The 7,860-nt window shown below is 61.4% G+C and carries 5 protein-coding genes; 1 reads left to right on the top strand and 4 read right to left on the bottom strand.

Going from position 1 to position 7,860, the window contains the following annotated elements; all coding sequences use genetic code 11:
* Nucleotides 1-379 precede the first annotated feature (379 nt).
* The gene (locus NKH12_RS29245; protein ID WP_352956306.1) at nt 380-3,181 is read right to left on the bottom strand and encodes a hypothetical protein; all 2,802 of its coding nucleotides are present in this window, start codon (nt 3,179-3,181) and stop codon (nt 380-382) included.
* A gap of 891 nt (nt 3,182-4,072) precedes the next feature.
* On the opposite strand from NKH12_RS29245, the gene NKH12_RS29240 reads away from it, so the two are divergent.
* Nucleotides 4,073-4,744, top strand: coding sequence for a Crp/Fnr family transcriptional regulator (locus NKH12_RS29240; RefSeq protein ID WP_095482857.1), 672 nt, complete (start codon nt 4,073-4,075; stop codon nt 4,742-4,744).
* A gap of 359 nt (nt 4,745-5,103) precedes the next feature.
* Here NKH12_RS29240 and NKH12_RS29230 read toward each other — a convergent pair whose 3' ends face one another.
* The 3 genes from NKH12_RS29230 to NKH12_RS29220 form a co-directional block, all read right to left on the bottom strand.
* Nucleotides 5,104-5,451: a hypothetical protein gene (locus NKH12_RS29230; RefSeq protein WP_254026881.1), complete on the bottom strand. Its 348-nt coding sequence runs from the start codon at nt 5,449-5,451 to the stop codon at nt 5,104-5,106.
* 224 nt (nt 5,452-5,675) lie between these two features.
* Nucleotides 5,676-6,236, bottom strand: coding sequence for a DUF1003 domain-containing protein (locus tag NKH12_RS29225; protein ID WP_352956305.1), 561 nt, complete (start codon nt 6,234-6,236; stop codon nt 5,676-5,678).
* Nucleotides 6,237-6,398: 162 nt separating this feature from the next.
* Nucleotides 6,399-7,304, bottom strand: a complete 906-nt coding sequence (locus tag NKH12_RS29220) for a DMT family transporter (protein WP_352956304.1) — start codon at nt 7,302-7,304, stop codon at nt 6,399-6,401.
* Nucleotides 7,305-7,860 lie beyond the last annotated feature (556 nt).

The raw sequence follows: 7,860 nt of genomic DNA, 5'->3' as shown, positions 1-7,860 counted from the left end.
TTGGGCATCGCAAATCACCTCCTACAGGAAGTGAATCACGAACGTCGCCTCACTGGAATCCCCTCTCGATTCAACCTGAGCGTCCGACGCTCTAGTGGAGAGCAGCATCATCGAGATGCGTATCCATCGCCGAGACTGAACCGGCCGAAAGACAGATTCACGCACCAAGCCCGCGCGGCAGACCTGCGCAACGCGTGGGCCGCCCTCAAACTGGCGTGTTTTCAATAGATGCTCCGGCTACCGGCTCAAAGCGATTATCTGGGAAAGCTCGGCGATGTCGCCATAAATCATCGAACCTTTAGGGGCGCGGCATCACGGTGCGGGCGGTGGCGCACCTGAAGGCAAGCGGAACGGCCCGAGAGCGCGGACGGACCCGCTCCTACCTGTTCTTTTGCTTGATGCAATACGCCTTGTTCTGCTTGAACAATCCTTGGCCCGGATACCGCGCGAGGCCCTTGTCGTAGATCGCAATCGCCCCGTCCCAGTCCTTCTTGTCTATGAACGTCCTCGCCCACTGGTCGTACGCGAACACTGCGAGCCTCTCCACGTCCGCCTCCCTTTCCGCGAGGTCCTTCAGCCTCTCGAGGACCGCGAGCGCCTCCTCGTGTTTGCTGTCCCGCACGAGAGCGTTCACCGTGTTGTTCAGGTGGTTCTTCGCCGATTGCACCACGTTCTGCAGGCCCAGGAACTTTTGCTTCAACGCTCGCAGCACGTCCGCCGCCTTGTCCGGCCCCTCCCCAGCGGCCACTTCCTTCGCCCACTCCTGCGCGAACCACCCGATGTTCCCCTGGAGTTTTTCCATCGCGGGGAACCGCCCGAGACCCGCCGCGTAGACGTCTGCCGCCTTCACCCACTGGCCTTCCTGCATGTGACTCTTGGCCCAGCCATCGTAGGCCGCGAAGTAGAGCTCCTGCGCCTCGTTTCCCGGCAGGAGCTCCTTCCCTTGCTCCACGGCCGCGAGCGCGGCCTCGAAATTCCTGTTCCCAATCGAGTCGTAGACCGTCCGACCCACCTCCCGGCCGCCGGACTTCGCGACCGACTCGACTCCGGGGAACTTTGCCGCGAGGGCCTTTGCGATCGCGGCGGCAGCCGGGACCCCGCCCCTCGCGTAGGCGGCCTTCGTCCACTCCTGGCCCACGTACGCGACGTTCTGCTTGAGCATGCCCGCCTTGGGATACTGCGCGAGCGCCTTCACGTACACGTCCGCCGCCTTTTCCCACTGACCGTCCTTCATGTGGCGCTTCGCCCAGTTGTCGTAGACGAAGAGCGACACCTCGCGGACACCCGCTGCGTCCTTCATCAGGTCCTTGGCCCCCTGGATCGCCGCGAGCGCCTCCTTGAACTTCCCCGCGTCGGCCAGCCCGTACGCCATCCGGCGCACGTGGCTGTCCGCCGCCCAAGTCACGTGTTCGTTTCCGCGGAAACGCGCCGCGAGCCCGCGCAGCGCCTCGAGAGCCTTCAGCTCACCCTCCTTCTTGGCCAGCGCGGCGGACCACCCCTGCCCGAAGTAGCCAAGCCACTTCTCAAGCTCCTTGCGCGGCTCGCCCGCGAGCGCCTCGAAGCCCGGCACGGCCGCTGCTAGCGCGTCGTCCCACCGGCCCTCCCGCATCCGTGCGTCGGCGGGCCGGATGTACACCAGCGATTGCATCCCCTGGAACCCGCCGCTGGGCACCGCGGCGGCCGCTCGCTTGAGGATGGCGAGCGCCTCGGCCGGCTTGCCGGCGTCCACCGCGCTGAGCGCCCACTGGCTCCAAACAGCCGAATGGTTATTAATAAGCGCCGCGTCCTTCGGCGCCAGCGCGAGACCGATCGTCACGACTTGCAGGGCTTCCTGGAACTTGCCGTCGTGCGCGAGCTCCGCTCCCCATTTCGCGAGCACGACCAGCGCGTTCTTCACCGCCGAGCCGAACTCGGGGTCGAGGCTCATCGCACGGAAGTTCGCCACGAGCGCCTCGTGGTAACGCTTCGAGTCCGAGAGCAACACACCGTGGTTATAGTAGATGATCGCCGCCAGCCCCGCTTCCTCGACCTCTCGGCGCTGATCGCGGTGCGCGTCGGGGATGTAGCGGAAGCCCGTCATTTGCTCAAACTTGGCGATGGCGGCCTTGTCCCGCGAGGGATTGAACCCATTGGCGTTTGTCGTCTCCACGTCCATGTGCCGCGTGCCGTCGTAGAGGATCGAGAACGCGTGGTCGGGCACCTCGATGGCTCGCACGTCCAGCCCGAGCCGCAGCGCGAGCGCGTTGTAGAGCGCGGCGGACGACACGCAATTGAACGTGCCCGTGTCGAGGATCACCGACAGATTGGTCTGGTGCGCCACGTAGCCCTGCGACATCGGGCCCCTGTGGAGCCACTTCAGGAGCGCCTCGCCCTTAGCCGCGGGAGTGCGCGCGTTCGCTACCGCCGCGCGGGCCTGCTGCTCCAGCGCGTCCAGGCGCTTCAGGTACTCCTTCCTCTTCCCCGCGTCGACCACGCCCGACGCCAGCAGCGCGGCCTCCGCGAACTCCACGGGCGTCAAGCGCCCCGCCTTCGCCTTCGCGAACATCGCCTTCTCGTCGTCGGAGACCGCCAGATTGAGCGATGTGGTCTTCTCGAGGCGCGTGAGCACGTTGAACGCCTTCGCCGGGGACTCGGCGAACGCATAGTGGCTCTTCGGCTCACCCTCCCGACCGATGACATCCACTTCCGCCGCCGCTACCTTGCGCGCCCCGGGCTGCGGCGCGAGCCGCACCATGATCCAGCGCGCCGCCGTGGTGGGGAACTCGAACGTCTGCGGCTTGCCCTTCGCCGCGAGCGGGTCAGCGCGAAGGGACCGGAACCCTGCGTGCGCCGACACCGTCGAGACGAGGATCTCCACGCGCGCCGCCGCGCTGCCCGAGCCCTCCGGCAGCGTGACCCGGATCCCCTCCGGCGCCACAACGCCTCCACCGAACGTGAACGTGACGTCTAGCGGTGAGGCCTCCGACGCCTCGATCTCCGCGACCGTCTTCGCGTCGCCGTCCGTCAACAGAGCGATCGCAGTCGCGTCGGCGGGGGACGTGGTCGATTCGACCTTCGCCGACGCGAGCCGCAGCAGGTTCACCGGTTCGTCGTCGACGGCGAACCCAGCCCGCGCCGCCAAGAGAACCGCGGCCACGGTGAGGCCGGCGAGCGCCGTCGTCCGAAGCGACCTCCACGTCATGGCCTAATCCTCGACACGGCTCGCACCCCCTGGGGATTCTTTTGCGAAATTGTCCCCGAGTCGGAGCCGAGGCGCGTCGCCGATAACCACGCCCAGGGCCTCCCCAGCGCACCGGCGGCCTCCCCGTTCGCAATCCAAATAGACGTCTTTCAGCTGTTTAATTGGCATGTAGCGTGAGCGAGCGCGAGGGACTTAACAACTGACATGATCATTTTGAGATCCTCCCCAGTTCCCGTCGGTCAACATTCAGTCCTTGGGATCGCAGGTGTAGTGCCGTTCGAAGGTCCCGTCCGCGCGCCGCTGCTTGTCGAAGCCGCGATGTAAGGCTCGATCGCGCGCTCGTGGACCAGCCAAAGAGGATCTCGGCCGAGGCGTAACCACCTGCGAAATGGACCAATGGCGGCAGCATGAATTATAACCATGATCAGATCGTACCTTCATTGATCTGAATTGACCGGTACGGAACGGCACTCCGGGCGAGAGCGTTAGCCGTCCGCGAGGCAAGTTAGGCCTAGTGGTCGATGGATTGGTTTTGCCGCGGCGTGCCCATACGGCGGGCGGTGGCTGGCCCCGGGCCACGCATGTAATAAAGCTCCGGGCGGTAGCGCGGCGCGACGAATTTGCGAAACCCCGCAGCAAGTTTTGTGACGGGAGCCAAGAATTTCATGACTGTTCCCTTTCCTTTCGCCGGCTTGCGCACGAGCCGGCGGGCCTGACGTTGCAACAAGGATATGACAGTCGAACCAGGCTCGGCTGTGGGAATTCCCACACCGGGGAAAACATTGGCGAAATCCGCTCCCAGTTTGCATCCCGGAAAGCGGGGCCTGCGGCCATCAAATTTCCTTGGATAGGGAGTAAGGTGAAGTACCCTTGATTGAACAAGAGACCGTTGTGACAGGCTCTCTGGCCTTCATCTCAAGACTTTGCGATGCCGACCTCGCCGCGCTGACCAAACGGTGGCACGAGCGCAGCTATCGACACAACGAGCTAATCATTTCCCACGGCGACACTGGTCGCGATGTCTTCTTCCTGCTGGAAGGACGGGCTCGCGTGACACTGGTTTCAGCGGACGGCAGGGAGATAGCGTATCGCGATGTCGAACCGGGTGACATTTTCGGGGAGCTCGGAGGCATTGACGGGATTGCACGCTCTGCCAGCGTAGTCGCGCTGGAGGCAACCCGCGCTGCACGGTTGTCCGGCACAGCATTCCGGGATATCGTGATGACCCACCCTACTTTTGCCTGGGTGCTGCTTGAGCATCTGTCTGCCCAGCTCCGGCGCATGACCGAGCGGGTATTCGAATACAGCACTCTGGTCGTGCGAAAACGGCTGATCGTCGAGCTCCTGCATCGGGCGGAGAAAGCCGCACTCGTGGACGGCGAGGTGTCCATAAGCCCGGCACCGACGCATTCCGAGTTGGCGGCAACGATGAGCACGCACAGGGAAGCGGTCTCGCGCGAAATGAGCGACCTCGCCAAGAGAGGCCTGATCGAAAAGCGCGGCAGCAGGTTATTGCTGCATGACGTCTCGGCACTACGGGCGCTGGTCGACAAGAAGGAATAGCGAAGGCTGTCGCTGCGGCGGGGGGCACCGCACGTTTCATACTCCTCGGCCGCAAGTGATTATTCCTTCCGGCAAACCGGGCAACCTAGCGTGCCAGCGCGCGGGTCGGGCTTCGATCGCATCACCCTTGCAAGAATCATGACTCGGCTTCTTGATGCGGGCACGGAACGTTATCCCCCAGCCTGCTTGCAGACTTACAAGGGCGGATCGAAGGGTGAAGCCGCGTGGACGTTAAATACCAAATCTTCGTCAGCTCGACCTACGCCGATTTGGTGGACGAAAGTCGGTCGGTCATCGAAGCCGTTCTTAACCTCGGGCATATTTCGCGGAGATCGAGTTCGTCCTCGGAGGCGACAGATTCAATGGCCGGCACGAACGAGTTCGGGAGGGGGCTCGGCTCCTGCCACGAAGAGTTTGCCGCCGGCCCGCGAAATCTCGACGGTTTGGCTGCGCTCGTCCAACCTGCCTGGAACCGAGATCGTGAGGCTTTGGCCTTCATCGAGGGTTGCCTCGAAGCGCACAGGCAAGCCCGCCTCGCCTTCAGCGATCGTGGTGACCACCCGGAAGCTGTTATCGGCTTCCGTATAATAGACGACGCCTTGAAAACCGCCGAGATCGATACTCCCTCCTTGTAGGGGGTCCAGTTCACCTGCAGAGGCGTAGCCCGTCGTCACGCAAAGCGCTGCAAGGACCGTGTATCTGTACATGATATTTTCCTCCTCAACCGAACAGGTCAGAACAAGATCGGTGCGCAAAGCATATGAGGAGTGGGTAGGTTCGTCTGTGGGAATTCTCACACGCGTGGCAACGCATTTAAAAACGAGGCCGGGCGCGTGTTTCGCCCTTTGCACGCAAAACTGCCAGTCTTCAATTAAGACGTGAAGGAACTTACTCATGAAGGGCAGCTCAACCGAACTTCGAAATCACGACACTAGTGCTGGTCCAGCTTCTTCGCAGTCTCCCGCTGCTTCGATTCGATCTCGTCCAGCACTGCTTCTGGCGCAACGTCCCTCTTAATCTCACCGACTTCTATATCGCTTACGGGTGGTTTTACATTCAACCGATCTGCTATCGAATCGACAAGTTCAATAAGCTTTGTGAGTTCGTGCTCCGTCAGCAGGCTCACCTGAAGGTCCAAATCCGCCCGCTTGTCTGCGGCAGCTGACATCCGGTTTTGGCTGATCAGTACAAACGTCGAGAGGAATATGGCCTCGACGGAAGCTACCATAGCCAGTATCACGAATGTCGGATCAAATGGCGGAGTGATCGGTATCCAGCCCAAGTTCGAGACGATCCAGCCGCCATACACGGCCAAGTGAAGGTACACGAAACGCATACTGCCCGTAAAAGAAGTAATCGCCTCAGCGATTTTCTCTTCCAAAGTTGCCTCGCTTGCTTCCTTCGCCCGGCGCTCCTCAATCGCTTGGATATTGCGCTTTAGTGCTTGGCTGAGTTCAGTCGGAGGGGGCGGAGGCAACGTTGGAGAATCCATGGAACACCCGTTGGATAGCTATCGGTCCTGCCACTCTGGGCAACATACAAAATCACGGATGTTCGACTTTGTTCCTGACTAGAGCCGTCTAATCATTGGCTCCCCTATTTACCCAGGCCATTTCGGGGTCTTAGACGACGCCGAATTTGCCGGAACAGCGCTTCACCTCGCAGATCTTAGGGCGAACAGCCCCGCTCCGCAGATCAAAACTGCGCCGAGAACGGTGGTGATCTTCGGCACCTCGTCGAAAAACAGCAGCCCCCAAAGTGGGACCCAGACGATGGCGGTGTACTCGAAGACGGCAACGTTGCCTGCTGGGGCAAGGCGGTAAGCCTGGGAAAGCAATGTCATTCCGGCAGATGCGATCACACCGCAGCCGGCCATCAGCAAAGTATCCTGGAGCGTAGGCCAGACCCATGGGCGCGTGAGGAAGGCAAGACTTGGATGATTGGCGTCTTCAAGGCCGCCCAAGCTCACAAGCGCCGCCAGCGCCGGCGCGCCGGTGAGGAAGGCCAGGTTCTGATAGAAGGTGATAACCGCGGCGACCTCGCTGTCGCCAAGCTTCCTCGCCAAGACCTGGGCCGACGAGTACAGAGCAGCAGCCAGGAGGGTCAACGCAGCTGCCCATTCGAAGACAGCAAGACCCGGTTGCAGCGTTATGATGACGCCGAGCAGGCCGACAATGAGCGCGATCAGGGTTGCGGTGTGAGGTCGCTCTCCGAGGAAGAGAATCCCGAGACCTGCAATGATGGGCGGGGCGACGAAAAAGAGTGCGACAGCATCGGCCAGAGGAAGCGCTGCGATCGAGAGATAATAGAAGAGGTATGCTCCCAGCGAGATTACCGCTCGGATAACGAGCAGCCCGGCTCGCTTCGAGAAAATAGACCGTATTCTAGCGGTCGCGCCGACCAGCACCAGCAGAATGGGCAATGCGACGATTGATCGAACAGTCATCGCTTGCGTAACGGGATAGGTGTCCGAGAGGCCCTTCAGGATCACGTCCTGCAGTGAGAAGACGAGAACGCCCAGGCAGAGAAAGCCAGTGGCTGCTAGGGACTTGTTCTGCATCGGGTACGTCCTAGTGAAGGGGCGCAGCTAGCTTGGCTAGGGCCGGCTCGATAGGGCCTGCACAGCCGCACCTGTAATCCACACTGACATGAACGATCGTCGCGAGATTGCGTTCTGGCCGCAGACTTAGGGGCGTGCTCATACAAATTGGAAGCAGCTGCATCCGCGGCGGCTGTGGGAGGCGCGATAAGGAGGCAACGTGCTGACAAAGGATGGTTATCTGCACTGGAGGCGAAAACTCGGCGTCCTCATGAAATGCCTTCCAACAAGTGTGCGTCATATAGGCGGTGCTCCAGCTCAACCGCGTTGCTGCTGAAGCCTAATTCCTGAAAGAACTTGCTGAACCGTGTCTTGTGAGCACACTGCAAACGGTGGTTTGCAGTTTGCACACCCGAGTGATTTGAACCATGTCGAGCGCCGTTGCCTATTTTCGAGTCTCCACACAGCGGCAAGGACGTTCAGGCTTAGTGTCTGAATCAAAACGACTGGTGCAATTTCAAGGTCTTGCGAGGCGACGCGTGAGCAGGCGGATGTGGGCGATGAAGACCCAGGCTTC

Origin of the sequence: Mesorhizobium sp. M1322, from assembly GCF_040318085.1 — a bacterium.
GTDB lineage: Bacteria > Pseudomonadota > Alphaproteobacteria > Rhizobiales > Rhizobiaceae > Mesorhizobium.
The sequence above is the reverse complement of the archived record's forward strand: the minus strand, read 5'-3'. Positions and strand labels throughout refer to the sequence as shown.

Excerpts from the sequence above, each read along its gene's own strand:
- NKH12_RS29245 (WP_352956306.1), bottom strand. The coding sequence starts at position 3,181 with ATGACGTGGAGGTCGCTTCGGACGACGGCGCTCGCCGGCCTCACCGTG.
- NKH12_RS29220 (WP_352956304.1), bottom strand. The coding sequence starts at position 7,304 with ATGCAGAACAAGTCCCTAGCAGCCACTGGCTTTCTCTGCCTGGGCGTT.
- NKH12_RS29225 (WP_352956305.1), bottom strand. The coding sequence starts at position 6,236 with ATGGATTCTCCAACGTTGCCTCCGCCCCCTCCGACTGAACTCAGCCAA.
- NKH12_RS29230 (WP_254026881.1), bottom strand. The coding sequence starts at position 5,451 with ATGTACAGATACACGGTCCTTGCAGCGCTTTGCGTGACGACGGGCTAC.